The sequence below is a fragment of the Candidatus Streptomyces philanthi genome (assembly GCF_059553635.1).
This window is the reverse complement of record NZ_JCANQV010000061.1, coordinates 1-24,433: the sequence shown is the minus strand read 5'-3', so window position 1 is coordinate 24,433 and position 24,433 is coordinate 1. Positions and strand designations below refer to the sequence as shown.

The window sequence follows — 24,433 nt, the reverse complement described above, 5'->3', positions numbered from 1 at the left end:
TGCGCCCCGACGCGCCCGGACGAAACCGGACCAGCACCGCCTACGCGGACGGAACGCCGCCCGAACGCGTGGCGAACGTCCCGCCCGTCCCGAGGCGTCGGGCACGTGCGCGCCGCAAGGGGCGGGGCGGCCGCCTTCGTTGCCGGGGCGTTCCGGTACGGGCCTCCGCCTCGCGCCCGCAGGCACCGGACGCCGCGCCGCCCGTCGGCGCGATTTTCACGACAGGCCCTGGGCGGACCCTCGCGGCAGGGGTCCGGGAAGATGTGCCAGAGTTGCCACGTCCGGGCCGTGAGCACGTACCGTACGGCGGAGCGGAACTGCCGGGCCACCGGGGAAGGGGCAGTTGGCTTGACCACGCACGCACCGCACGCGTCGCACACGGTGACGTTGCCGGCCTCGCTCGACGAGGCGGTGGCGGCACTCACCGCCATGCCCACCGCCGTACCCGTCGCGGGCGGCACCGACCTCATGGCCGCCATCAACGCCGGACTCCTCAGACCCGCCGGGCTGGTGGGCCTCGGCCGCATCCGCGAGATCCGCGGCTGGCAGTACCAGGACGGCCACGCCCTGCTCGGCGCCGGACTCACCCTCGCCCGCATGGGCCGCCCCGACTTCGCCGCGCTCATCCCCGGCCTGGCCGCCGCCGCCCGCGCAGCCGGACCCCCGCAGATCCGCAACGCCGGAACCCTCGGCGGCAACATCGTCACCTCCGCGGCGACCGGCGACACCCTCCCGGTGCTCGCCGCCCTGGAGGCCACCCTGGTCATCGCGGGCCCCCACGGCGCACGCCGCGAGATCCCGGTCAGCCACCTCCTGGCCGGACGCGACATGCTGCACCCCGGCGAACTCGTCGGCTTCGTCCGGGCGCCGCTGCTGCACGCCCCGCAGGCGTTCCTCAAGGCCACCGGGCGCACCGGCCCCGGCCGGGCCGTCGCCTCCGTCGCCCTGGTCCTGGACCCGGCGCGGCGTGAGGTCCGCTGCGCGGTCGGCGCCGTCGCCGCGATGCCGCTGCGGCCCCTGGAGGCCGAGCAGTGGGTGGCCTCCCTCATCGACTGGGACGGCGACCGCGGCCTGGTCCCCGAGGCGCTGACCGCGTTCGGGGACTACGTCGCCGCCGCCTGCATCCCCGACCCGGCGCCGCCGCAGGACGGTTCGGAACCGCAGACCCTGCCGCCCGCAGCGCTGCACCTGCGCCGTACGGTGGCAGCCCTGGCCCGCCGCGCACTTGGGAGGGCGCTCTCGTGAGCGACGAAGAAAACCGCAGGCCGCAGCCCGACCAGGGGTGGCAGCCGCCGCCCAAGGGCGGTGAGTACGAATCCGAGGCCACGGCCTTCGTCCAGCTCCCGGAGGGCTTCACCACGGGCCCGCTGGGCGCCGGCGGCTACTGGGCGCCCGGCACGGAACCACTCGCCGCGCCCGGCCACGGCTATGTACCGCCGTCCTCCTTCACCCAGCCGCCCGCCGCACCGGCACCGGCCCCCGACCCGTCGGGCGCGGGCCAGTGGACGATGCCGTTCGCCGACCCCTCCGCCGGGTACGCCGACCCGGCGGCCGGGTACCCGCAGACCGCGGCGGGACAGGACCCGCACGGCCACCCGGCCGCGCACGGGGACACCCGCTCCTGGAACGCCGACCACACCGACTGGCCCGCCGCCGGCGGCGCGGAACCGGTCGCCGGCACGGGATCGTGGACGGTCCCCGCCGCCGAGGAGGTCCTGGAGGAGTCCGGCGAATACCTCGTCGGCAACGACCGCCTGACGGGACATCCCGGCCACCACGGCGCCGCCGGCCACCCGGGCCACACCCCGCAGGGCTACCCGGCCGCGGGCTACCCGCAGGCCGGCTACCCCGGCGGCTACGGCGCCCAGGAGACGTACAGCGCCTCGCACGGCGACACCTACGGCGGCGCCGGCACCCCGTACACCGGACACGGTGACACCTACGGCGGCGCCCACGGGCTCTACGACACCACGGGGCAGGCCGCCCAGGACGGCGGCGCCCCCGGCACCGGGCACGGCGGCTTCCCGGCGGCCCCCGGCGCGGACGGCACGGGCCGGACCGCCGTGCAGGGACAGCCCGCACCCGGCCCCGGCCACCCGCTGCCGCAGGACCCGCTGTTCGGCGGCACCGCCGACGACCCGTACCCCCACGGCACCGGCTTGCCCGGCGACAACCCTCCCGGGGACGGCGGCCACCCCTACGGCACGGGCGCCACGGCACCCGCCCCGACCACCGGCACGACCGGCCACTGGTCGCTCCCCGCCGACGCGTTGGCCCAATGGCCGCCCGCTCCCGCCCCCGAGCCCCCGCACACCACCGAGACCTCCTGGACGGTCCCGGCGGCCCCCGGCGAACGCCCGGAGACCTCCGGCGAGTTCATCCCCGACGAGATCCACACGGGTGGGTACGGGGCGACGTATCCGACGGGGTACGAGGAGCCGGCGGCCGGGGCGGCCGGCGGGGCGCCGTATGCGGGGGCGGAGGCCCAGGCCCAGGCATACGCGGGTGCGGAGGCCGGGGCGTACGCGGAGCCGGGTGCCGGGGCGCATGTGGGTGCGGGCGCTGATCCGCATGCGGGGGCGGCTGCTGGTCCGCATGCGCGTGCGGAGGCCGAGGCGGTTGGTCCGCACGCGGGTGCGGAGGCCGGGACGGTTGCGGGAACGGCCGAGGGCGCCGAGGGCGTTGGGCCGGCGGTTGCCGGTGAGGCGGTCGGGACGGCAGGAGTGGCCGGGACGGCTGCTCCGGCGGGCTCGGAGATGGAGCCGGACGCGGGGCTGGATGCGGGTCCCGGGGCTGTCGCGGAGCCCGGTGAGCGGGAGACCGTGGCGCATGAGGGGGCCCATGAGGCGTCGCATCATGAGCCGCACCATCATGAGCCGTCTCTTCGCGGGCCGACTTTTCATGAGGCACCGCAGCATGAGGCACCGCACCATGGGGTGTCGCCTCATGAGGCGCCGCACCACGGGGCATCGCATCTTGAGTCGTCTCATGTGCTGTCTCAGGAGCCGGATGTCCACGGGACGGAGGCCCCGGCGGCCGATGCTCCGGTGGGGGACGGCCAAGCGGATGCCCAAGAGGGTGGCCATGGGGCGGATGTCCCGGGGATGGACGCCGGTACGGCGGACGCTCAGGGGCTGGAGGCCGGCGCCGCCGAGGTCCCGGGGGCCGAGGCTCCATGGGCGGACGTCTACGGAAACGCCGGTGACACCGGGGCGGTTCCGGGAGCAGAGTTCTCCGGCGCCGCCGTGATCGATGGTGCCGGTGCAGGGGCCTCTGGGGCTGACGCGCACGGCGCGATGGATGTGGCCGGTGCGATGAACCCGACAGCCCCGGAGGGGCTGGAGGGCGCGACCGACACTGGCGGCGTGCCCGTGCCGGGTGCAGAGGCTTCGGCCGGGACGCCTGTGCCCGGCGGTACGGACGCCTCGACTGGCGCGCCTGCGCCCACCGGTGTCGATGCCTCGACCGGTATGCCCATCCCTGGTGGTGTGGATGCTCCGGTCGGGATGCCTGTACCCGGTGGTGCTGATGCTGCTGTCGGCATGCCCGTCCCCGGGGATGTGGATGTTTCGGGCGGTGTTTCGGCTCCCGACGGTGGCGACCCTTCCACTGACGGGTCCGTCCCCGGTGGCCCGGACGTTCCGCCGGGGATGCCCGCTCCTGGTGGCGCGGACGCCCCGGTCGGCGCGCCGATTCCCGCCGGTGCGGACGCTCCCGTCGACATGTCCGCCCCTGGTGGGCTGGACGCTTCGGCCATCACGTCCACCACTGGTGACGCTGACGCTTCGACTGCCGCGTTCGCCTCCGGTGATGCTGACGCTTCGGCTATCGCGTTTGCCCCTGGCGACGCGGACGTCTCGGCTGTCGCGTTCACCTCTGGTGGCATGGAAGTACCGCCCGACGTGCACGCCCCCCACACCACGGATGCCCCACCAGCCCCGGGTGGCCCGCCCGCCTCCGGTGCCATGGACACCCCGGACGTCCCTGCCGACGCCGGTACCCCGGTCCTGCATCAGGACCTCTCCCAGGCCCAGGCCCAAGCCCTGCCACTCTCCCCGGAAGCAGCAGCGGCCTCCGTGGACGCTCCCATCCCGGCGGAAGCCTCCGCCCCGCCGTCGGCGACGGAGTCGCACGACCCCGCCTCGGTGGTGGAGGGCGCCGCCCCCGCTCCGTCGCTGGCTCCGGACGAGCCCGCCCACCCAGCGACACCACAGGCCCAGGCGCCCGACGCCCCGGCGGACCCGCACCCGGACGAGACAGCGGCCCACCAGGCCACCCACGATGCGGCGGCCCACCACGCCACCCACGGCGCGGCGGTGCACCACACCGCCCCTGACACGGCAGCCCCCGACGGCCCCCCTACCCCGGAGGGCGCCACCGAGGCAGCCGCCGCCCCGGAAGCCGCCCCCGCCGCAGCCCCCGAGGCCGCGTCGGACGCCGCTCCCGAGGAGGCCCCCGACGCCGTCCCGGCCGTCGACCCCTACGCCCAGGAACTGCCGCACGTCTCCTACGTCCTGCGCGTCAACGGCGTCGACCGGCCGGTCACCGACGCCTGGATCGGTGAGTCGCTGCTCCATGTGCTGCGTGAGCGGCTGGGGCTCGCCGGGGCGAAGGACGGGTGCTCGCAGGGGGAGTGCGGTGCCTGTTCCGTCCAGGTGGACGGGCGGCTGGTCGCGTCGTGTCTGGTGCCGGCGGCGACCACGGCGGGCAGTGAGGTCCGTACGGTCGAGGGGCTGGCGGTGAACGGCGAGCCCTCCGACGTCCAGCGCGCGCTCGCCGAATCCGGGGCCGTGCAGTGCGGTTTCTGCATCCCGGGCATGGCGATGACGGTGCACGACCTGCTGGAGGGCAACCACGCCCCCAGCGAACTGGAGACCCGTAAGGCGCTGTGCGGCAACCTCTGCCGCTGCTCCGGATACCGGGGCGTGCTGGACGCCGTCGACACGGTCGTCGCGGAGCGTGCGCGGGCCGCCGAGGCGGTCGCCCCGGAGGAGACCGCCGCCGACCCCGCGCGTATCCCCCACCAGGCGGGCCCCGTCGACGCCGGGGACCCCGCCGCGCCCGCCCCGGCGGCGTACGAGAACGACCCTCACGGCCACCACCCCCACGACCCGCACGGGGCGTACCACCCGGGGCCGGGCGCCGATCCGCAGACGGGAGACCCCGCATGAGCGGCCCGACCGACGTCGCCGCAGCCGTCGCCTCGATCTCCGCGATGGCCCCCGCGGCCCCCGCCGATCCACCGCCGCAGGGCCTGGGCGTCTCGCTGCCGTCCGCCGACGCCCACGCGAAGGCGCAGGGCACCTTCCCGTACGCCGCCGATTTGTGGGCCGAGGGGCTGCTGTGGGCCGCGGTGCTGCGCTCGCCGCATCCACGCGCCCGCATCGTGTCCCTGGACACCCGGCCCGCGGCCGAGATGCCCGGTGTGCGCGTCGTCGTCACCCATGAGGACGTCCCCGGGGATGCCGGTTACGGGCGCGGCACCGCGGACCGCCCGGTGTTCGCCCGGGACGAGATCCGCCACCACGGCGAGCCGATCGCCGCGGTCGCCGCCGACCACCCCGACACCGCCCGGCTGGCCGCCGCCGCCATCGCCGTCGAGTACGAACTGCTCGACCCGGTCACCGACCCGCAGCTCGCCTTCGAGGCCGAGCCGCTGCACCCCGACGGCAACCTCATCCGGCACATCCCGCTCCGTTTCGGCGACCCGGAGGCCGTGGGCGAGGTCATGGTCGAGGGGTTCTACCGGATCGGCCGTCAGGACCCGGCGCCCATCGGAGCGGAGGCCGGTCTCGCCGTGCCGCGCCCCGACGGCGGCGTGGAGATCTATACCGCGTCCACCGCCCCGCACGCCGACCGTGATCTGGCCGCGGCCTCCTTCGGACTGGAACCGGAGCGCGTCAAGATCGTGGTCACCGGTGTCCCCGGCGCCACCGCCGACCGCGAGGACCCCGGCGTCCAGCTCTCCCTCGGCCTGCTGGCGCTCCGTACGGGATGCCCCGTCAAAATGGCCGCCACGAGGGAGGAGTCCTTCCTCGCCCACGCCCACCGCCATCCGACGCTGCTCCGCTTCCGGCACCACGCCGACGGTGAGGGCAAGCTCGTCAAGGTGGAGGCCCAGATCCTGATGGACGCCGGGGCCTACGCGGACACCTCCGCCGAGGCGCTGGCCGCCGCCGTCTCGTTCGCCTGCGGCCCCTACGTCGTCCCGCACGCCGTCGTCGACGGCTGGGCGGTACGCACCAACAACCCGCCGTCCGGCCATATGCGCGGCGAGGGCGCGCTCCAGGTGTGCGCCGCGTACGAGGGCCAGATGGACAAGCTGGCCGCGCGGCTGGGCCTTGAACCGGACGAGATCCGGATGCGCAACGTCATGGCCACCGGCGATCTGCTGCCCACCGGGCAGACCGTCACCTGCCCCGCCCCGGTCGCCGAACTGCTGCGCGCCGTCAAAGAGGCGCCGCTCCCGGACCTCCCCAAGGACACACCAGAGGCGGAGTGGCTGCTCCCGGGCGGCCCGGAGGGCGCGGGGGAGCCGGGCGCGGTGCGCCGCGGCGTCGGCTACGCGCTGGGCATGGTGCACATGCTCGGCGCGGAGGGCGCGGACGAGGTGTCCACCGCCACGGTCAAGGTCAGCGGCTCGGTCGCCACCGTCATCTGCGCCGCCGTCGAGACCGGCTCGGGCTTCTCCACCCTGGCCCGGCAGATCGTGCAGGAGACGCTGGGCGTCGAGGAGGTGTATGTCGCGGGCGTCGACACCGACCAGCCCCCGGCGGGCCCCGCCTCCCACGGCCGCCACACCTGGGTGTCCGGCGGCGCCATCGAACGCGCCGCGAAGATGGTCCGTACGCAACTGCTGCAACCCCTGGCCCACAAGTTCGGCATGTCCACCGAACTCCTCCAGATCAACGACGGCAAGATCACCTCGTACGACGGGGTGCTCAGCACCACCGTCGCGGAGGCGCTGGACGGCAAGGAGCTGTGGGCGACCGCCCAGTGCCGTCCGCATCCGACCGAGCCGCTGGACGAGAACGGGCAGGGCGACGCCTTCGTCGGCCTCGCCTTCTGCGCCATCCGGTGCGTCGCCGACGTCGACATCGAACTGGGCACGATCCGGGTCGTGGAGATGGCCGTGGCCCAGGACGTCGGGCGGGTGCTCAACCCGCGTCAGCTGCGGGCCCGTATCGAGGCCGGCGTCACCCAGGGACTGGGGGCGGCACTGATGGAGAACCTGCGCACCACGCGCGGTGTGGTCCGGCAACCGGATCTCACCGGGTACGCGCTGCCGACCGCGTTGGACGCCCCCGACATCAAGATCGTCAAGCTGGTCGAGGAACGCGATGTGGTGGCGTCGTTCGGCGCCAAGGCCGCCAGCGCCGTACCGGTCGTCACCTCGCCCGCCGCCGTGGCCTCCGCCGTCCGCGCCGCCACCGGCCGCCCCATCGGCCGCCTCCCGATCCGCCCCCAGGCCGCGGTCGCGCAACCACCGACGGCGGTACACGGCTAAGGGCGTACAACCGGGGCGTCCGGGGAGACCGTTCACGGCCCCGGACGTATCCGATGACCTGCCGGGCACACGGCCCGGCAGGCCGCGGACGTGACTCCCCGCCCCGATGACATTCCTGGTCGGTCCTGGCAGAGCAGGCCGAACGAAGCCCAACGTACGCATAGGACAATCCCCCGTCTCAGACCCCGGACCACCCGGAAGCCTTTTCGTCACTCAGCGTGACGGAGTGGCTGTATGGCTGTCAACGCCCTGAAGGGTGAAGGCGGGAGAAGGGGGCGCGTCTCGCCGGACGCGAGCCGGAAAACGGGCACGCCGGGCGTGATCGGCCGATGAGACGAGCCCCGGCCCGTCCGGCGGAAGGCTCCGCGATGGACGGACCGGGGCTGCGTGAGAGGCCGTGGCGGGAATCGAACCCGCGTAACTCGCTTTGCAGGCGAGTCCCTCAACCACTCGGGCACACGGCCGTGTTGGTGTGCTGCGTCGACTGTAGGTCGCGGGGGGAGGGGGCGGGCAAGGGGGCCGTGCGGTCTGCCATGAGATCGCAATACGGGGTTCACGGGGGCAGGTGGGGGCCCGCGAGTGAAGCGGTCCGCCCGCCGTCGGCGTACGGCGGCCCGCCCCCCGGGTCGTAGGCCCTACGGCCGACCCGCTCCCCGTCTCCGGACAGGGGTGATCGGTCTCCGAGCCCCTTACGCTGGCCCGATGAGCGCCGATCTGCCGGGTGACGTCGACGTCACCACCACCCCGCCCGACCGGACCGACGGCTCCCGGGGACCGTCCCGGTCCGATGCCGTCTCCGCCCTCGCCGAGGACGACGGGGGCGGGATACTCGGGCGGACGCACCGGGCGCTGACGTTCGGCATCATCTCCGTCGTCTCCCTTGTCGCGTTCGAGGCGAGTGCGGTGAACACCGCGATGCCGGTCGCCGCCCGTGCTCTCGACGGTGTGGCCCTGTACGCCTTCGCGTTCTCGGCCTTCTTCACCGCGAGCCTGTTCGCCATGGCGCTGGCCGGCGAGTGGAACGACCGCCGAGGGCCCCTCGCGCCGCTGTTCACCGGCATCGCCGCGTTCGGCGCCGGACTGCTGGCCGCGGGGGGCGCGCAGAGCATGGGGATGTTCATCGCGGGGCGCGGGGTGCAGGGCTTCGGTGGCGGGCTGGTGCTGGTCTCCCTGTACGTCGTGGTCGGCCGGGCCTATCCGGAGCGGCTGCGGCCCTCGGTGATGGCGTCGTTCTCCGCGGCCTGGGTGCTGCCGGTGATCGTCGGGCCGCTGGTCGCCGGGGCGGTCACCGAGGGGCTGGGCTGGCGGTGGGTGTTCCTCTCGATCCCGGTGCTGGTCCTGCTGCCGCTGCTGGTGATGCTGCCCGCGCTGCGGGCCCTGCCGCGCACCGGGGAGCGCGCGGACGGCGGCTTCCTCCGGGTGCTGCGCAGCCGCCGCGCCCTGCTCGCGCTGGCCGTCGCGGCGGGCGCCTGTCTGCTCCAGTACGCGGGCCAGCATCCGTCCTGGTACGCGCTGGTGCAGGCCGCCGCGGGCCTGGCGCTGCTGGTACCCGCTGTGCTGCGGCTGCTGCCCCGGGGCACGTTCCGGGCGGCGCGGGGGCTGCCGTCCGTGGTGCTGATGCGCGGACTCGCGGCGGGCGCGCTGGTCGCGGCGGAGAGTTTCATCCCGCTGATGCTGGTCACCCAGCGCGGCCTGTCCGCCACGTTCGCCGGGCTCTCCCTGACCGGCGGCGGCCTGACCTGGGCGCTCGGCTCGTACGTGCAGAGCCGTCCGCGTCTGGAGCCCTACCGGGAGCGGCTGATGGGGCTGGGCATGGCGCTGCTCGCGGTCGCCACGGCGGTGGTGCCGCTGGCGCTGCTCGACGGGAGCCCGCGGTGGCTGGTGGCGGCGGCGTGGACGGCCGCCGGTTTCGGGATGGGCCTGAACATCTCCAGCGGCGGTGTGCTGCTGCTCAAGCTGTCCCGCCCCGAGGAGGCGGGAGCGAACTCCGCGTCGCTCCAGATGTCGGACGCGCTGGGCAATGTCACCTTCGTGGGCGTCGGCGGCGTCCTGTTCGTCGCCTTCGGCGGTGGCGCGGTGGGTGCGGCGGCGGGCGGCGCCCCGGGGCACCCGGCGGCGTTCGCGGCGGTCTTCGCGGCGATGGCGGTGGTGGCGGCCCTGGGCGCGGTCCTCGCGGGACGGCTGCGGCCCCGGGAGGGGTGAGCCCGCGCCGTCCCCTTGATGTGACCTCGGTCCCACCGCCGGGTGACCCGGTGCCGTACCCCCGGGGCGTGAACGGGGGCACGGGTAGGCTGACGCGGTTGCCGTTCCCCGAGCCAGCCGACGGAGACCGTGACTACCACCACCAGCGCCACCGCCAACAACCATCACCTGTCCCCGGCGTTCCCGGGACGGGCCCCCTGGGGTACCGCCAACAAGCTGCGTGCCTGGCAGCAGGCGGCCATGGACCGCTACATCCAGACCCAGCCGCGGGACTTCCTCGCGGTCGCCACGCCCGGAGCGGGCAAGACGACGTTCGCGCTCACCCTCGCCTCCTGGCTGCTGCACCACCATGTCGTGCAGCAGGTGACGGTCGTCGCACCGACCGAGCACCTGAAGAAGCAGTGGGCCGAGGCCGCGGCCCGGGTCGGGATCAAGCTCGACCCCGAGTACAGCGCGGGCCCCCTGGGCCGCGAGTACCACGGTGTCGCGCTGACCTACGCCGGTGTCGGGGTGCGGCCCATGCTGCACCGCAACCGCATCGAGCAGCGCAAGACGCTGGTCATCCTCGACGAGATCCACCACGCGGGCGACTCCAAGTCCTGGGGCGAGGCGTGCCTGGAGGCGTTCGAGCCGGCCACCCGCCGTCTCGCGCTGACCGGCACCCCGTTCCGCTCCGACACCAACCCGATCCCGTTCGTGACGTACGAGGAGGGCAACGACGGCATCCGCAGATCCGCGGCGGACTACACCTACGGCTACGGCAACGCGCTCGGCGACGGCGTCGTCCGGCCGGTGATCTTCCTCTCGTACAGCGGCAACATGCGCTGGCGGACGAAGGCGGGCGACGAGATCGCCGCCCGGCTGGGCGAGCCGATGACCAAGGACGCCGTCTCGCAGGCGTGGCGCACCGCCCTGGACCCGCGCGGCGAGTGGATGCCGAACGTGCTGCGCGCCGCCGACCGGCGGCTGACCGAGGTCCGCAAGGGCATCCCGGACGCCGGCGCGCTGGTCATCGCCTCCGACCAGGAGCAGGCCCGCGCCTACGCCAAGCTGATCCGGGAGATCACCGGTACCGGCGCCACGCTGGTGCTCTCCGACGACAGCGGGGCCTCGCAGCGCATCGACGACTTCTCCCGGTCCGACGACCGGTGGATGGTCGCGGTGCGGATGGTGTCCGAGGGCGTCGACGTGCCGCGTCTGGCGGTCGGGGTGTACGCGACGACGATCTCCACACCGCTGTTCTTCGCGCAGGCCGTCGGCCGCTTCGTGCGGTCCCGCAAGCGCGGGGAGACCGCCTCGGTGTTCCTGCCGACGGTGCCGTCGCTGCTCGGCTTCGCCAACGAGATGGAGGTCGAGCGCGACCACGTCCTCGACAAGCCGAAGAAGGACGGCGAGGAGGACCCGTACGCCGAGTCCGAGAAGGAGATGGACGAGGCCAACAAGCAGCAGGACGAGGACACCGGGGAGCAGGAGCAGTTCTCGTTCGAGGCGCTGGAGTCGGAGGCGGTCTTCGACCGGGTGCTCTACGACGGCGCCGAGTTCGGCATGCAGGCGCACGCGGGCAGCGAGGAGGAGCAGGACTACCTCGGTATCCCCGGGCTGCTGGAGCCGGACCAGGTGCAGCTGCTGCTCCAGAAGCGGCAGGCCCGGCAGATCGCGCACAGCAAGAAGCGGCCGGACGCCGAGGCCGATCTGCTGGAGTTGCCGGCCGAGCGCCGCCCGGTGGTCACGCACAAGGAGCTGCTGGAGCTGCGCAAGCAGCTGAACACGCTGGTGGGCGCGTATGTGCACCAGAGCGGGAAGCCGCACGGCGTGATCCACACCGAGCTGCGCCGGGTGTGCGGCGGGCCGCCGAGCGCGGAGGCGACGGCCGGGCAGCTGAACGAGCGGATCAAGAAGGTGCGGGAGTGGGCCACCCGGATGCGGTGAGCCCGTGAAGGGCCCGGCGGGCACGAACCGCCGGGCCTATGGCCCTGGTTGAAGAAAGATTCACCCGTACGGGTAGCCCAGAACGGACGATTCCGGGCGGGTGGGCCCGGATTCTGGACGGACCCTTCCGCTGAGCGGACTGGGTCGCTACTGTCCCGGACACGCACACGCCCCGTGGCAGCGCCGCCGCGGAGCGCAGCCGGTGCCATGCGACCGGCGGCCTCTTGCGCGCTGCTCCGGGACGGCAGCGGGCTGTACCGGAGCGCCGCCACTCACACCAGGAGGGGCGTCGTGACCGCGGAGACCTCCCAGACGCTCGACCGAGGACTGCGCGTCCTGAAACTGCTCGCCGACACCGACCACGGGCTGACCGTCACCGAGCTGTCCAACAAGCTCGGCGTCAACCGCACCGTGGTCTACCGATTGCTGGCCACCCTGGAGCAGCACGCTCTGGTGCGCCGCGATCTCGGCGGCCGGGCCCGGGTCGGCATGGGCGTACTGCGCCTGGGCCGCCAGGTGCACCCGCTCGTCAGAGAGGCGGCGCTGCCCGCGCTGCGCTCCCTCGCCGAGGACATCGGCGCCACCGCCCACCTCACCCTGGTCGACGGCGCCGAGGCGCTGGCCGTCGCCGTGGTGGAGCCGACCTGGACGGACTACCACGTCGCCTACCGCACCGGCTTCCGGCACCCGCTGGACCGGGGCGCGGCGGGCCGGGCGATCCTCATGGCCCGGCAGGGGCAGATCCGCGACGGCGGACTCGCGCTGACACACGGGGAGTTGGAGGCCGGGGCGAGCGGGGCGGCGGCGCCGCTGCTCGGGGTGAGCGGACTGGAGGGGAGCGTGGGCGTGGTGATGCTCGCCGACAACGTCTCCGACCGGGTCGGCCCCCGGGTCCTGGACGCGGCCCGCGAGGTCGCCGAGGCGCTGCGCTGAGGTGGCCGGACGCTCCCCGCGCCCGGGTCCTTTAGGGTGGCGGGGTGTCTTCCCGCGCCCGCACCCTGGTGGTCTGCTCCGTCCCCGTCGCCGCCCTGCTGATCACGGCGGCCCTCGCACCGCTGCCGTACTCGGTGGCGTACCCGGGGATGACGGCGGACGTCCTCGGCAAGGACAAGGGCAGGCCGGTGATCACCGTCTCCGGGGCCGCGACCCGCCCCACCAGCGGACAGCTGCGGATGACCTCGATCGTCGCCACCGGGCCGGACGCCTCGGTGCGCCTGCCGGACGTGGTCAAGGGCTGGTTCCGCGCGGACGAGGCCGTGATGCCGCGCGAGTCGGTCTACCCGGTGGGCGGCAGCACCGAGGAGATCGCCGAGCACAACGCGGCGCAGATGAAGGAGTCCCAGGACGCCGCGACCGGCGCCGCGCTCGGCCATCTGCACCGGTCGGACAAGGGCGTCAAGGTCAAGCTGAGCCTCGCGGACGTCGGCGGGCCCAGCGCCGGGCTGATGTTCGCGCTCGGCATCGTCGACAAGCTGGACGGGGACGGCGCGGGCGGCGACCTCACCGGCGGCCGCAGGATCGCCGGCACCGGCACCATCGCCGCGGACGGCGCGGTCGGCCCCGTCGGCGGGGTCCCGCTGAAGCTGCGGGCCGCCCGGCGCGACGGCGCCACCGTCTTCCTCGTCCCGCGGCAGGAGTGCGCGACGGCCGCGGCCGAGCGTCCCGAGGGCCTGCGGCTGATCCCGGTGACGTCGCTGGGCGGGGCGGTGGACGCGCTCAAGGCGCTGGAGCGCGGCGGCAAGGTCCCCGCCTGCTGACTCACCCCGCCGTGAGGAAGCCCTTCGCGATCAGCCATTCCTTGGCGACCTCGTGCGGGTCCTGCCCCTCGACGTCCACCTTGGCGTTGAGCCGGCGGGCGACGGTGTTGTCCAGCGCCTTGGTGACGGGCGCGAGGAGCGCGGCGATCTGCGGGTGCTTGCGCAGCGTCGCCGCGTGGATCACGGGCGCGGCGTTGTAGTTGGGGAAGAAGTGCTTGTCGTCGGCGAGCGCGGTCAGGCCCATCGCCTTGATCCGCCCGTCGGTGGTGAAGACCTCGCCGACGGTGCAGGAGCGGCCCAGCGCCGTCTCGGTGTAGACCACGCCGCCGGTCATCCTGCGGACGTTGCCGGACGGGATGCGCATGCCGTACCGCTCGGCCATGCCGGGCAGCCCGTCGTCGCGGGTGGCGAACTCGTTCTCCACGCACAGGGTGACGGCGCCCGGCTTCCGGTTGATCAGCGCGGCCAGCTCGGACAGCGTCCTGATCCGGTACTTCTTGAGGTTGGCGGTGTTCAGGGCGAGGGCGTAGGTGTTGTCGAGACGGGAGGGCGGCAGCCAGTCGACGCCGTTGCGGCGGTCCGCGTCGCGTACCGCCACCCACTGCGCGTGCGGATCGGCGATGGGCGTGGTGTGCCCGAGGTAGGTGATCCAGCCGGTGCCGGTGTACTCGTACATCCCGTCGGCGGTGCCGGAGCGTACGGCCTCACGGGCGCCGATGGAGCCCTGGATGTTGGTCCGGTCGACGACGGTGGCGCCGGCGGCCTTCAGCACCAGGCCCATGATCTGGCCGAGGACGATGTTCTCGGTGAACTCCTTGGACGTCACGGTCAGCTCGGCGCCCTTGAGCGGCAGGCCCCGCCCCACCGTGCCCGGCCGCACGTCGTCGGTCATCGGGCTGCCGCTGACCAGCCCGCAGCCGCCGAGCAGTGCCAGGGCGCACAGCGCGGCGGTGGCCGGCAGGAGGCGCGTCCTTCGCGTCATCGGGCCGCCCCTTCCAGGCCGCGCGGGCGCAGCCGCAGTTCGGCGAGCGAGGCCAGCCAGTCGACCAGCAGCGCCAGCACGACGGTCAGTACGGAGCCGAGGATCAGCACCGGCATGCGCTGGGTGATGATGCCCGCGGAGATCAGGTCGCCGAGCCCGCCGCCGCCCCCGAAGGTGGCCAGGGTCGCGGTGCCGACGTTGAGCACCAGCGCGTTGCGCACCCCGGCGAGGATCAGCGGTACGGCCAGCGGGAGTTCGACCTTGGCCAGGACGCCCAGGGGGGACATGCCGATGCCGCGGGCCGCCTCGGTCAGCGTCGGGTCGATGGCGCGCAGCCCGGCGATGGTGTTGGCCAGCACCGGGAGCACCGCGTAGATCACCATGCCGGTGATCGCGGCGCGGGCGCCGATGCCCAGCCAGATCACCAGCAGCACCAGCAGGCCCAGCGCGGGCACGGCCTGGCCCAGGTTGGCGGCGGCCACCGCGACGGGCATGGCCCGGCGCAGCGCGGCACGGGTCAGCGCGATGCCCAGCGGGATCGCGATGGCCAGCACGAGGACGGTGGAGACCGCGGTCAGTACGAGGTGCTGGCGCAGCGCCAGCCCCACCTTGCCGTGGTCCACCGCCTGGTGCGCGATGGAGTCCAGCCGGGCGCCGCGGAACCACAGCCAGGTGGCGAGCAGCACCAGCGCCAGGAAGACGGGGGTGACCGTGGCGCGCCGCCAGCCGATGCGGGGCGGGGGCGCGGCCGGGTGGTCCGGGGGCCTGCGTTCCGCGGCCTCGTGGGCCTCGGCGTGCGCCTCGTCCCGGAACGCCAGGCCGCACACCTCGTGCTCGCCCGGCGGCCGCTCGTCCCGGGGCGGGCGGCGCGCGTCGCGGGGGCTCACGCGGTGACCCCCGCCCCGCCGTCCGCGTCCAGCCCTTCCTGGGCGAGCCGGGTGCGGCGGGCGCGTTCCTCGTCGAGCTGGTGGCGGTGTTCCAGGGCCTCCAGGCGGTCGGCCTCCAGCAGTTCGTGGACGTTGTTCATCAGCGTCTCCATGTCGACCACGCCGATGTACTCGCCGCGCCGCCCGGTGACCGGGACCCGGCCCGCGTTGTCGGTGAGGACGGCCTCCAGCGCGTCGCGCAGGGTCGCGTCGCGGGTGACGGTGTCGTGCACCAGCGTGCCGGCGCGGGCCAGCGACCCCTTGGCGCGCATCAGGTCGCCGCGCCGCAGCCACTTGTAGGGGCGGCGGTGCCGGTCGAGCAGCAGTACCTCGGTGCTGGCGCCGTCACGCAGCAGGTCGAAGATCGACTGGAGGGGGTCGTCGACGGCGGCGGTGGCGATGTCGACGACGCCGACGTCGCGGACGCGGGTGAGGTTGAGGCGCTTGAGGGCGGCGCCGGCGCCGACGAAGCCGGAGACGAAGTCGTCGGCGGGGTTGGTGAGGATCGCCTCGGGGGTGTCGAACTGGGCGATGTGCGAGCGTTCGCGGAGCACCGCGATGCGGTCGCCGAGCTTGATCGCCTCGTCGAAGTCGTGGGTGACGAAGCAGATCGTCTTGTGCAGCTCGTGCTGGAGGCGGATCAGCTCGTCCTGGAGGTGGTCGCGGGTGATCGGGTCGACCGCGCCGAACGGCTCGTCCATCAGCAGGACGGGCGGGTCGGCGGCGAGGGCGCGGGCGACGCCGACGCGCTGCTGCTGGCCGCCGGAGAGCTGGCGGGGGTAGCGGCCGTGGAACTCGCGGGGGTCCAGCCCGACGAGGTCGAGCATCTCCTCGACCCGGTGCCTGACCCGCGTCTTGGACCAGCCGTTCATCTTCGGGACGAGGGCGATGTTCTGGGCGACGGTCATGTGGGGGAAGAGGCCGGAGGACTGGATGGCGTAGCCGACCTTGCGGCGCAGCCGGACGGGGTCGATGGCGGTGACGTCCTCGTCGCCGATGCGTATCCGGCCGCCGCTCGGCTCGATCAGCCGGTTGATCATCTTCAGGGTGGTGGACTTGCCGCAGCCCGAGGGGCCGACGAAGACGACCAGCTCGCCCGCCTTGATCTCCATGTTGACGTTGTCGACGGCGGGCGCGGAGCTGCCCGGGTAGATCTTCGTCAGGTTCTCCAGCTCGATGCGGGCGCCGGAACCGGCGACGGGCGCGGGAGTCTCAGGCACGAATCCCCCTCGGGATGGTCAGACGGCCTATGAGGACGTACGCGGCGTCGACGAGCAGGGCGAGGACGACGATGCCGAGGGTGCCGGCGAGCACCTGGTTGAGGGCGTTGGCGCTGCCCAGCGACGAGATCCCGCGGAAGATCTCGTTGCCGAGGCCGGGACCGGAGGCGTAGGCGGCGACCGCGGCGATGCCCATGAGCATCTGGGTGGCGACGCGGATGCCGGTGAGGATCGGCGGCCAGGCCAGCGGCAGCTCGACCCGCAGCAGCTGGGCGGCCCGGGACATGCCGATGCCGCGGGCGGCGTCGACCAGGGTCGCGTCCACCCCGCGCAGTCCGACGACGGCGTTGCGCACCACGGGCAGCAGCCCGTACAGGGTCAGCGCGATGACGGTGGGGGCGACGCCGAGGCCGACGACCGGGATCAGCAGGCCGATCAGGGCCAGTGAGGGGACGGTGAGGATGGTGGCGGTGGAGGTGGTGGCGAGGTTGCCGGCCCAGGTACTGCGGTAGGTGACGACGCCAAGGAGGACGCCGAGGACGGTGGCGGCGGCCATGCATTGGAGGACGGCCCAGACGTGCTGGAGCGCGTCCGTCAGCAGTTGTGCGTGGCGGGTGCCGACGTACTCCCAGAAGCTCACTCGGCGCCCTCCTCGGTCAGTTCCCCGATGCCTGCTGCACCAGGGGGATGATCCGCAACGGAACCGGATTTTCCATGACGATTGCCGTTGAGGCCCGCACAATGCCATCAAACCCCACGACCCGGTCGATCACACGTTGGAGATCGGCGTTGGACCGTGCGACGAGCCTGCAGAGCATGTCCCCGTGTCCGGTCGTTGTATGCAACTCAAGTACTTCGGGAACGGTCGCCAGATGGGCGCGGACGTCCTGGCCCTGTCCCTGTTTGATCTCAAGCGTGGCAAATGCGGTCACCGGATAGCCCAGCGCCGCCGGGTCCACCTCCGGGCCGAAGCCGCGGATCACTCCGTTCGACTGAAGGCGGTCCAGCCGCGCCTGCACCGTGCCGCGCGCCACCCCGAGCCGCCGGGACGCCTCCAGGACCCCGATCCTCGGCTCCCGCGCCAGCAGCTCCAGAAGCGCCCCGTCCAAATGATCGATCGCCATCGCGGGTACCTCCACATTCGATGGTCATCCTGTACAGATAGCCCCGCAACTCCGGGGGAACGCTAGGCATGTTGCCCAGCAAATGCACAAACTATTGCGCACCTTGTGGATCGGCGGGACTCTGCCGACATGGCAGACACCACGACGCACACCCAGCACCCCACCCCCGGCACGGCCCGCTCGGCAGACCCTTTCCCGGTCAAGGGGATGGACGCGGTCGTCTTCGCCGTCGGCAACGCCAAGCAGGCCGCGCACTACTACGCCACCGCCTTCGGCATGAAGCGGGTCGCCTACTCCGGACCGGAGAACGGCAACCGCGAGACGGCCGCCTACGTACTCGAATCCGGCTCCGCCCGGTTCGTCTTCACCTCCGTGATCAAGCCGACCACGGACTGGGGCCGCTTCCTCGCCGACCATGTCGCCGCGCACGGTGACGGCGTCATCGACCTCGCCATCGAGGTCCCCGACGCCCGCGCCGCCTACGCCTACGCCCTCGACCACGGCGCCACCGGCATCGAGGAGCCCTACGACACCAAGGACGAGCACGGCACCGTCGTCCGCGCCGTGATCGCCACCTACGGCCAGACCCGGCACACCCTCGTCGAACGCTCCGGATACGACGGCCCCTACCTGCCCGGATTCGTCTCCGCCGCCCCGATCACCGAGCCCGGCCCCCGCCGCTTCCAGGCCATCGACCACTGCGTCGGCAACGTCGAACTCGGCAAGATGGACGAGTGGGTGGCCTTCTACAACAACGTCATGGGCTTCACCAACATGAAGGAGTTCGTCGGCGACGACATCGCCACCGAATACTCCGCCCTGATGTCGAAGGTCGTCGCGGACGGCACCCGCAAGGTCAAGTTCCCGCTGAACGAGCCCGCGATCGCCAAGAAGAAGTCGCAGATCGACGAATACCTGGAGTTCTACGGCGGCCCCGGCGTCCAGCACATCGCCCTCGCCACCAACGACATCGTCGCCAGCGTCCGGGCGATGCGCGCCGCCGGCGTCGAATTCCTCGACACCCCCGACTCGTACTACGACACCCTCGGCGAATGGGCCGGCGAGACCCGCGTCCCCGTCGAGACCCTGCGCGAGCTGAAGATCCTCGTCGACCGCGACGAGGACGGATACCTGCTCCAGATCTTCACCAAGCCGGTCCAGGACCGCCCGACCGTCTTCTTCGAGATGATCGAGCGCCACGGCTCCATGGGCTTCGGCAAGGGCAACTTCAAGGCCCTCTTCGAGGCCATCGAGCGCGAGCAGGCCAAGCGCGGCAACCTCTGAACCGCGGCGGCCGGGGCCCGTCCCGCCCCGGCCGCACCCGTCCGCGATCTTCCCCGGACGCCCCCGCGGTGCCACGCTGACCACATGGACCTCATCGCACAGTTGCGCACCGGACTCCCCGAGGAAGCGCTCCTCACCGACCCCGACGTCACCGGCTCCTACGCCCGCGACATGGCGAGCTTCTGCGCGGCCGGCACCCCCGCCGTCGTCGCCCTGCCCCGCACCGTCGAACAGGTCCAGCACATCATGCGCACCGCCACCGCGCTGCGCGTCCCCGTCGTCCCCCAGGGCTCCCGCACCGGGCTCTCCGGCGCCGCCAACGCCTCCGACGGCTGCATCGTCCTCTCGCTCTCCAAGATGGACCGCATCCTGGAGATCAACCCCGTCGACCGCACCGCCGTCGTCGAACCCGGCGTCGTCAACGCCGTCCTCTCCCGCGCCGTCAACGCGCACGGCCTCTACTACCCGCCGGACCCCTCCAGCTGGGAGGAGTGCTCCATCGGCGGCAACATCGGCACCGCCTCCGGCGGACTGTGCTGCGTCAAGTACGGCGTCACCGCCGAATACGTCCTCGGCCTCGACGTCGTCCTCGCCGACGGCCGGCTGCTGAGCACCGGACGGCGCACCGCCAAGGGCGTCGCGGGCTACGACCTCACCCGCCTCTTCGTCGGCTCCGAAGGCACCCTCGGCGTCGTCGTCCGCGCCGTGCTCGCCCTGCGGCCCCAGCCGCCCGCCCAGCTCGCCCTCGCAGCGGAGTTCCCCTCCACCGCCGCCGCCTGCGACGCCGTTTGCGAGATCATGGCCCGCGGCCACGCCCCCGCCCTCCTCGAACTCATGGACCGTACGAGCGTCCGCGCCGTCAACGCCATGACCCACATGGGCCTCCCGGACACCACCGAGGCCCTGCTGCTCGCCGCCTTCGACACCCCCGACCCGGCCGCCGACCTCGCCGCCGTCGGCGCCCTGTGCACCGCGGCCGGGGCCACCGAGGTCGTGCCCGCCGAGACGCCCGCCGAGTCCGACCTGCTCCTCCAGGCCCGGCGCGTCACCCTCACCGCCCTCGAACGGCTCAACACCGCCACGATGATCGACGACGTGTGCGTCCCCCGCTCCCGGCTCGCCGCCATGCTGGAGGGCACCGCCGCCATCGCCGAGAAGTACGACCTCACCATCGGCGTCTGCGCCCACGCCGGCGACGGCAACACCCACCCGACCGTCTGCTTCGACGCCCACGACCCCGACGAGACCCGCCGGGCCCGCGCCTCCTTCGACGCCATCATGGCCCTCGGCCTCGAACTGGGCGGCACCATCACCGGTGAACACGGCGTCGGCGTCCTCAAGAAGGAATGGCTCGCCCGCGAACTCGGCCCCGTCGGCCTGGAACTCCACCGCGGCATCAAGGACGTCTTCGACCCGCACGGGCTGCTCAACCCGGGCAAACTCTTCTGACGGCGGGGCGGGCCCGGCGGCGCTCCGCCGTGCCACCGCCGCCGTCGGAACGGGCGAGCGCCGGATGCGGGGACCACCGCCGCGCCGGAGGATGGGCCCGAGGGGCCCCGGGCCCCGCACCCGGACCGGCCCCGCCGGCCGCCACGCCCAGCAGGGAGCGAGGAGCCGATGACAGCGACCCCGACCGCCGCGGACACCTATGACGTCATCGTGCTCGGTGCCGGGCCCACCGGGGAGAACGTCGCCGACCGGGTGCACGCCGCCGGGCTGAGCGCCGTCATCGTCGAGAGCGAACTCGTCGGCGGCGAATGCTCCTACTGGGCGTGCATGCCCAGCAAGGCACTGTTGCGGCCGGTCACCGCACGCTCCGAGGCCCGCAGCGTCCCCGGCCTCAAGGACGCCGCCGACGGCCCCCTGGACACCCCCGCCGTCCTCGCCCACCGCGACGCCTTCGCCTCCCACTGGAAGGACGACGGGCAGGTCCGCTGGCTGGAGTCGGCCGGCATCGACCTCGTCCGCGGCCAGGGACGCCTCGACGGACCCCGGCGGGTGAGCGTCGACGGACGGGTGCTCACCGCCCGGCACGCCGTCGCGGTGTGCACCGGCAGCCGGGCCCTGCTCCCGCCCGTCCCCGGCCTGGCCGGGGCCCGGCCCTGGACCAGCCGCGAGGCGACCAGCGCACGCGCCGTCCCCGGACGGCTGGTGATCGTCGGCGGGGGAGTGGTCGGCGTCGAGATGGCCACCGCCTGGCGGGCCCTCGGCGCCGGGGTGACCCTCCTCGTCCGCGGCGACGGACTGCTGCCCCGTATGGAACCCTTCGCCGGCCGGCTGGTCGCCGAATCCCTCGCCGAGGCCGGGGCGATGCTCCGCTTCGGCGTCTCGGTCACCGAGGTACGGCGCGAGGCGCGAGACGGCGCGGCCACCGTCGTCCTCGACACCGGCGAGGAGATCGTCGCCGACGAACTCCTCATCGCCACCGGACGCGCCCCGCGCACCGACGACATCGGCCTGGAGACCGTCGGCCTGGAGCCCGGCTCCTGGCTGGAGGTGGACGACAGCTGCCGGGTCACCGCCCTCGCCGACGGCTGGCTCTACGCCGTCGGCGACGTCAACCACCGCGCGCTCCTCACCCACCAGGGCAAGTACCAGGCCCGGATCGCGGGCGCCGCCATCAGCGCCCGCGCCCAGGGCGTCCCGATCCTGGAGACCGACCGCTGGGGGGCCCACTCCGCCACCGCGGACACCGTGGCCGTCCCCCAGGTCGTCTTCAGCGACCCCGAGGCCGCGGCCGTCGGCCTCACCGCCGCCGAGGCCGAACGCGCGGGCCACCGCGTCCGCGCCGTCGACCAGGACCTCGGCGCCGTCGCCGGCGCCGCCCTCTACGGCGACGGCTACCGGGGCCGGGCCCGGATGGTCGTCGACCTCGACCGCGAGATCCTGCTCGGCGCCACCTTCGTCGGCCCCGGCGTCGGCGAACTCCTGCACTCCGCGACCGTCGCCGTGGCCGGCGAGGTGCCCGTCGAACGCCTCTGGCACGCGGTCCCCTCCTTCCCGACGATCAGCGAGGTCTGGCTCAGACTGCTGGAGGCGTACCGGGGATAGGGGCCGGTCAGGGCCGCTGCCTCATATGCCCTCGTCCTCGGCGAGGGTGTGGGCCACCAGGGCGTTGGCGTGGCCGTGGCCGAGCCCGTGCGCGGTCTTGAGCCAGGTGACCAGCTCCATGTGCCGGGTCAGGGGCGAGGAGCGGATGAGGTCCTTCCACTCCGCCACCGGGCGTCCGTACTTCTTCTCGATCGAGGGGAAATAGCTCGCAGGGCCTTTCACGGCATCCGCCATGGTGATCTCCATGTTCGTCCTGTCCGCGCGTACACGGCCGGGGCGGCACCGCGCCGCGGACCGTCCGTACGGTCCCGCCCCCTGACCCGTATCAGAGCACGGGGCACTGACAATTGACCCGCGCCCGCCGCCGACCTGCGCCGGAGCCCGCCTCACGCCCCATGTCCGGGCCCGCGCGCCACGGCCCGCCGCGTACCGGCTTCCGAACCGCCCCCCTGAACGCGCAGCGTCAGCGCCACGGCACGAACCCCCATCGTCCGGGTGAATGATCACCAAGCGCGCCACGGCCCCCGCGCCCTTCACGAGGATGAGGGCACATGGCATGCATCTGTCCCCACTGCCGCGCCCCCGAAGCCGTGGCCGTCCTGCACAACTTCGCGGAGGAGAACGGCGGCATCCACCTCTTCCCGTGCGTGTTCTGCAATCTGCCCCCGCGCCGGGGCACCGGCCCCGCGGCGCAGAAGGCCGCCGCGCGCTGCGCCACCCCGCACTGCGGCGGAGCCGTGGAGGACGTGTACCACTACGGCGCCGGTGTCCACCCCGAGGCCATCCGCCGCCACCCGTGCCGCCGCTGCGGCTCCACCGGCACCGGCCCGGCGCCGACGGAACGACCGCCCACCACCACGTACCGGCGCCGCACCGCGCCCGACCTCCGGGTATGACCCCGGGCGGGCCCGCCCGGCACCGGGCCCGCCCCCGGGACGCTCCACACCCCGGGCCGCGCACCACCCCGCTCGCCACCGTCACCCCCGCGTGACCTGGCCCGCAGGGTCGCGCCCCCGCTCCGCCGAGGCACCGGCCTCCTGGTCCGGACCTAGGTCGAAATCCCGATTCCCCGTTCACTCCCACGGGCGTAGCCTCGATCACGGACCGCACTCCAGGCCCTGAGGGAAAAACATCACCACAGGAGGCCACCGTGCCGGCACACCTCGACCACACCATCGTCCACGCCACGGACCGCTTCGCGTCCGCCCGTTTCCTCACCACACTCCTCGGCGCCCCCGATCCACGGCCGTTCGGCCCGTTCGCCGCCGTCCCGCTCGACGACGGCGTGACCCTCGACTACGCGGACACCCTCGTCGACCGCGACAGCATCGTCCCGCAGCACTTCGCGTTCCTCGTCTCCGACGAGGAGTTCGACACCATCCACTCCCGGGTCCGCGCGCGCGGCCTGCCGTACTGGGCCGAACCGCACCACGGGGAGCCGGGCAGCCTCAACCACCGCCGCGGCGGCCGCGGCTTCTATGTCGACGACCCCGACGGGCATGCCATCGAGTTCCTCACCCGCTCCGAGAGCGCCACCGTCTGACGCCCCGCGCCCCGTCTCCGCACCCCCGTCCCACGGGATCTCCCGGTGGGCGCCGGTCACGCGCCGGGCTCCGGGAAGTCGTCGGTCCACGGGTCGCTCGACCACAGTTCGTCGCGGGGCGCCAGGGCGAGCAGCTCGCTCAGCCCCTTGTCGATGCCCAGGTGCTTCTGCTCGCTCCCCGGGGGCACCACCCGCAGGGTGCGCTCCAGCCAGGCCGAGACCGCGGCGGCCGGGGCCTCCAGCAGGGCGTCGCCGTCGGGGGAGCTGAGCGCCATGCAGACCAGGCTGCGCCCGTCCACCTTCGTCGGCCACACCCGCACGTCCCCCTGGCCGCACGGCCGGAACACGCCCTCGACGAGCAGTTCGCGGGCGAACGTCCAGTTGACGGGGCAGTCCGAGCCGATGTGGAAGGTGACATGGACGGCGTAGGGGTCGTCGGTCCGGTAGGCCAGTCGCGCCGGCACCGGAACGCTGCGCTCCGGGGACACGACCAGGCCCAGCTCCAGCTCTCGTTCCACCACGGTGTGCATGAGGTCCGCCTCTCTGCTTCTGCTTCGTGCGGGCCCCTGCGAAGTGCCCGCACTGACATAGAGGCGGTGGACGCCGGACCATTACGCGACTTCGTACAACTTTTTTCGGGACGCTCTTCCAGGTGGTCACGGGCGGGGGCGGCGCTGCCATGATCCGCCGTCTGATAGATGTGGACGCCGCGTTGCGGCACACTGCCGTCCACACCCACCAGGCCGAGAACAGATACGGGACTTCGGACATGAGCGCCCCTACCTCAGGATCCGCCGGCGGCAGCCCCACGCCAGGCTTCTACCCGGACCCGTCGATCCCCGGCTACATCCGGTACTGGAACGGCGCCGCCTGGGTACCGGGCACCAGCCGGCCCGCGCCCGCCGAGG

General features: G+C 73.5%; 20 protein-coding genes and 1 tRNA gene. 13 read left to right on the top strand and 8 right to left on the bottom strand.

Annotated features, from left to right (window positions below; translation table 11 throughout):
• Nucleotides 1-348 precede the first annotated feature (348 nt).
• From AC51EU_RS10400 to AC51EU_RS10390, 3 genes are read left to right on the top strand one after another with little or no spacing between them, the layout of a single operon-like run.
• Nucleotides 349-1,245 (top strand): FAD binding domain-containing protein, encoded by an 897-nt coding sequence (locus AC51EU_RS10400; RefSeq protein ID WP_496266478.1) that lies wholly within the window; start codon nt 349-351, stop codon nt 1,243-1,245.
• Nucleotides 1,242-5,171: a 2Fe-2S iron-sulfur cluster-binding protein gene (locus tag AC51EU_RS10395; protein ID WP_496266477.1), complete on the top strand. Its 3,930-nt coding sequence runs from the start codon at nt 1,242-1,244 to the stop codon at nt 5,169-5,171. Before AC51EU_RS10400 ends, AC51EU_RS10395 begins: the two co-directional genes overlap by 4 nt.
• Complete coding sequence (locus AC51EU_RS10390) at nt 5,168-7,507, top strand: xanthine dehydrogenase family protein molybdopterin-binding subunit (RefSeq protein WP_496266476.1); 2,340 nt, start codon at nt 5,168-5,170, stop codon at nt 7,505-7,507. Before AC51EU_RS10395 ends, AC51EU_RS10390 begins: the two co-directional genes overlap by 4 nt.
• Before the next feature lie 392 nt (nt 7,508-7,899).
• Here the strand turns inward: AC51EU_RS10390 and AC51EU_RS10385 are convergent.
• Nucleotides 7,900-7,971: transfer RNA gene (locus AC51EU_RS10385), tRNA-Cys, on the bottom strand.
• A gap of 238 nt (nt 7,972-8,209) precedes the next feature.
• On the opposite strand from AC51EU_RS10385, the gene AC51EU_RS10380 reads away from it, so the two are divergent.
• The 4 genes from AC51EU_RS10380 to AC51EU_RS10365 all read left to right on the top strand — a co-directional run bounded on the left by AC51EU_RS10380 (nt 8,210) and on the right by AC51EU_RS10365 (nt 13,395).
• Nucleotides 8,210-9,709 (top strand): MFS transporter, encoded by a 1,500-nt coding sequence (locus AC51EU_RS10380; protein ID WP_496266475.1) that lies wholly within the window; start codon nt 8,210-8,212, stop codon nt 9,707-9,709.
• 129 nt (nt 9,710-9,838) lie between these two features.
• A complete protein-coding gene (locus AC51EU_RS10375) occupies nt 9,839-11,638 on the top strand; it encodes a DEAD/DEAH box helicase (protein WP_496266474.1) in 1,800 nt (599 codons plus the stop codon).
• A gap of 291 nt (nt 11,639-11,929) precedes the next feature.
• Nucleotides 11,930-12,571, top strand: a complete 642-nt coding sequence (locus tag AC51EU_RS10370) for an IclR family transcriptional regulator (protein WP_496266473.1) — start codon at nt 11,930-11,932, stop codon at nt 12,569-12,571.
• Between the two features lie 44 nt (nt 12,572-12,615).
• The gene (locus AC51EU_RS10365) at nt 12,616-13,395 is read left to right on the top strand and encodes a S16 family serine protease (RefSeq protein ID WP_496266472.1); all 780 of its coding nucleotides are present in this window, start codon (nt 12,616-12,618) and stop codon (nt 13,393-13,395) included.
• Between the two features lies 1 nt (nt 13,396).
• Here the strand turns inward: AC51EU_RS10365 and AC51EU_RS10360 are convergent, their stop codons facing one another.
• Genes AC51EU_RS10360 through AC51EU_RS10340 form a run of 5 tightly spaced genes read right to left on the bottom strand, consistent with a single transcriptional unit; the run spans nt 13,397 to nt 17,647 of the window.
• Nucleotides 13,397-14,377 (bottom strand): glycine betaine ABC transporter substrate-binding protein, encoded by a 981-nt coding sequence (locus AC51EU_RS10360; RefSeq protein WP_496266470.1) that lies wholly within the window; start codon nt 14,375-14,377, stop codon nt 13,397-13,399.
• Complete coding sequence (locus AC51EU_RS10355; RefSeq protein WP_496266469.1) at nt 14,374-15,264, bottom strand: ABC transporter permease; 891 nt, start codon at nt 15,262-15,264, stop codon at nt 14,374-14,376. Before AC51EU_RS10355 ends, AC51EU_RS10360 begins: the two co-directional genes overlap by 4 nt.
• Nucleotides 15,261-16,523 carry a betaine/proline/choline family ABC transporter ATP-binding protein gene (locus AC51EU_RS10350; protein WP_496266468.1) on the bottom strand — a complete coding sequence of 421 codons (1,263 nt, stop codon included), beginning with the start codon at nt 16,521-16,523 and terminating at the stop codon, nt 15,261-15,263. Before AC51EU_RS10350 ends, AC51EU_RS10355 begins: the two co-directional genes overlap by 4 nt.
• Nucleotides 16,516-17,163: an ABC transporter permease gene (locus AC51EU_RS10345; protein WP_496266467.1), complete on the bottom strand. Its 648-nt coding sequence runs from the start codon at nt 17,161-17,163 to the stop codon at nt 16,516-16,518. Before AC51EU_RS10345 ends, AC51EU_RS10350 begins: the two co-directional genes overlap by 8 nt.
• Before the next feature lie 16 nt (nt 17,164-17,179).
• Nucleotides 17,180-17,647 (bottom strand): Lrp/AsnC family transcriptional regulator, encoded by a 468-nt coding sequence (locus AC51EU_RS10340; RefSeq protein WP_496266466.1) that lies wholly within the window; start codon nt 17,645-17,647, stop codon nt 17,180-17,182.
• 129 nt (nt 17,648-17,776) lie between these two features.
• On the opposite strand from AC51EU_RS10340, the gene hppD reads away from it, so the two are divergent.
• The 3 genes from hppD to AC51EU_RS10325 all read left to right on the top strand — a co-directional run bounded on the left by hppD (nt 17,777) and on the right by AC51EU_RS10325 (nt 21,982).
• The gene (gene hppD, locus AC51EU_RS10335; protein WP_496266465.1) at nt 17,777-18,931 is read left to right on the top strand and encodes a 4-hydroxyphenylpyruvate dioxygenase; all 1,155 of its coding nucleotides are present in this window, start codon (nt 17,777-17,779) and stop codon (nt 18,929-18,931) included.
• Between the two features lie 84 nt (nt 18,932-19,015).
• Nucleotides 19,016-20,380, top strand: a complete 1,365-nt coding sequence (locus AC51EU_RS10330) for an FAD-binding oxidoreductase (RefSeq protein WP_496266464.1) — start codon at nt 19,016-19,018, stop codon at nt 20,378-20,380.
• Nucleotides 20,381-20,548: 168 nt separating this feature from the next.
• The gene (locus tag AC51EU_RS10325) at nt 20,549-21,982 is read left to right on the top strand and encodes a dihydrolipoyl dehydrogenase family protein (RefSeq protein ID WP_496266463.1); all 1,434 of its coding nucleotides are present in this window, start codon (nt 20,549-20,551) and stop codon (nt 21,980-21,982) included.
• Nucleotides 21,983-22,003: 21 nt separating this feature from the next.
• On the opposite strand, the gene AC51EU_RS10320 is transcribed toward AC51EU_RS10325, so the two are convergent.
• Nucleotides 22,004-22,216, bottom strand: a complete 213-nt coding sequence (locus AC51EU_RS10320; protein ID WP_496266462.1) for a DUF4287 domain-containing protein — start codon at nt 22,214-22,216, stop codon at nt 22,004-22,006.
• 317 nt (nt 22,217-22,533) lie between these two features.
• Between AC51EU_RS10320 and AC51EU_RS10315 the strand changes: the two genes are divergently transcribed.
• Together AC51EU_RS10315 and AC51EU_RS10310 are read left to right on the top strand one after the other, a co-directional pair.
• The gene (locus AC51EU_RS10315; protein ID WP_496266461.1) at nt 22,534-22,878 is read left to right on the top strand and encodes a hypothetical protein; all 345 of its coding nucleotides are present in this window, start codon (nt 22,534-22,536) and stop codon (nt 22,876-22,878) included.
• A gap of 254 nt (nt 22,879-23,132) precedes the next feature.
• Nucleotides 23,133-23,525 carry a VOC family protein gene (locus AC51EU_RS10310; protein ID WP_496266460.1) on the top strand — a complete coding sequence of 131 codons (393 nt, stop codon included), beginning with the start codon at nt 23,133-23,135 and terminating at the stop codon, nt 23,523-23,525.
• 56 nt (nt 23,526-23,581) lie between these two features.
• On the opposite strand, the gene AC51EU_RS10305 is transcribed toward AC51EU_RS10310, so the two are convergent.
• Complete coding sequence (locus AC51EU_RS10305; protein ID WP_496266459.1) at nt 23,582-24,055, bottom strand: SsgA family sporulation/cell division regulator; 474 nt, start codon at nt 24,053-24,055, stop codon at nt 23,582-23,584.
• 239 nt (nt 24,056-24,294) lie between these two features.
• On the opposite strand from AC51EU_RS10305, the gene AC51EU_RS10300 reads away from it, so the two are divergent.
• The coding region (locus AC51EU_RS10300; RefSeq protein WP_496266479.1) for a DUF2510 domain-containing protein at nt 24,295-24,433 on the top strand (139 nt) is incomplete at its 3' end.

Excerpts from the sequence above, each read along its gene's own strand:
- AC51EU_RS10390 (WP_496266476.1), top strand. The coding sequence starts at position 5,168 with ATGAGCGGCCCGACCGACGTCGCCGCAGCCGTCGCCTCGATCTCCGCG.
- AC51EU_RS10380 (WP_496266475.1), top strand. The coding sequence starts at position 8,210 with ATGAGCGCCGATCTGCCGGGTGACGTCGACGTCACCACCACCCCGCCC.
- AC51EU_RS10360 (WP_496266470.1), bottom strand. The coding sequence starts at position 14,377 with ATGACGCGAAGGACGCGCCTCCTGCCGGCCACCGCCGCGCTGTGCGCC.
- AC51EU_RS10340 (WP_496266466.1), bottom strand. The coding sequence starts at position 17,647 with ATGGCGATCGATCATTTGGACGGGGCGCTTCTGGAGCTGCTGGCGCGG.
- hppD (WP_496266465.1), top strand. The coding sequence starts at position 17,777 with ATGGCAGACACCACGACGCACACCCAGCACCCCACCCCCGGCACGGCC.
- AC51EU_RS10330 (WP_496266464.1), top strand. The coding sequence starts at position 19,016 with ATGGACCTCATCGCACAGTTGCGCACCGGACTCCCCGAGGAAGCGCTC.
- AC51EU_RS10325 (WP_496266463.1), top strand. The coding sequence starts at position 20,549 with ATGACAGCGACCCCGACCGCCGCGGACACCTATGACGTCATCGTGCTC.
- AC51EU_RS10320 (WP_496266462.1), bottom strand. The coding sequence starts at position 22,216 with ATGGCGGATGCCGTGAAAGGCCCTGCGAGCTATTTCCCCTCGATCGAG.
- AC51EU_RS10315 (WP_496266461.1), top strand. The coding sequence starts at position 22,534 with ATGGCATGCATCTGTCCCCACTGCCGCGCCCCCGAAGCCGTGGCCGTC.
- AC51EU_RS10305 (WP_496266459.1), bottom strand. The coding sequence starts at position 24,055 with ATGCACACCGTGGTGGAACGAGAGCTGGAGCTGGGCCTGGTCGTGTCC.